Genomic DNA, 673 nt, shown 5'->3' with positions numbered 1-673 from the left:
GAACCCCAGGAACAACGCGACCGGGATCCACAGGAACACCACGAAGAAGCTCAGCCTGTCGAACGACAGCCTGCCGGCCCGCCCGCGGCGGGGCCCGCTCCGGGGTCCCGCCGAGGGTGAGGTCCGGCCTGCCGGAAGCGCCGCGGTCATGACACCTCGATCTTCTCGACGGTGTCGTCCTCGCGGATCCGGTCGGTGATCGCCTGCAGCTCGCCGGTGAGGTCGGCGACCGACTTCTTCCCGCTGAGGAACGAGTTCCAGATCGGCAGCTGCTCCTGGTTCATGCCGTAGTTGTTGACGAAGCCGAACGTGAAGATCTCCCCCGCCGCGGCGTCGAGCATGTCGGTCTGCGACACCAGCGCCGTCGAGCCGAACCCGTCCGCGGGCACGATGCCCTTGACGACGGTCGGCGCCAGCTTCGTCTTCGAGAAGTTCGTCGCCGCCTCCTTGGACAGCATCGCCCGCAGCGTCTCCTTGCCGCCGGCCACGCTCTTGGCCTGCGAGGGCACGATGAACGGCTCGCCGGCGGTGGAGTGCAGCGCCGTCGGAGACATCGCCGCCGAGGAGGTGACGGAGAACGCCGGGACGCCCTTCATCTGGAAGCCGTCGGCGGTCTGGTCCTTCATCTCGTTCTCGATCCAGGACCCCGACGGGTACAGCAGCGCCTCCTGCC

Annotated in this window: 1 pseudogene; it reads right to left on the bottom strand. The window is 68.4% G+C overall.

The window, feature by feature from the left end:
- Positions 1-146 precede the first annotated feature (146 nt).
- A pseudogene (locus tag EYB28_RS19855) lies at positions 147-673 on the bottom strand (carbohydrate ABC transporter, N-acetylglucosamine/diacetylchitobiose-binding protein); the annotation flags it as partial.

Origin of the sequence: Isoptericola sp. BMS4 (assembly GCF_011634835.1) — a bacterium.
Classification (GTDB): Bacteria; Actinomycetota; Actinomycetes; order Actinomycetales; family Cellulomonadaceae; genus Isoptericola.
The sequence above is the reverse complement of the archived record's forward strand: the minus strand, read 5'-3'. Positions and strand labels throughout refer to the sequence as shown.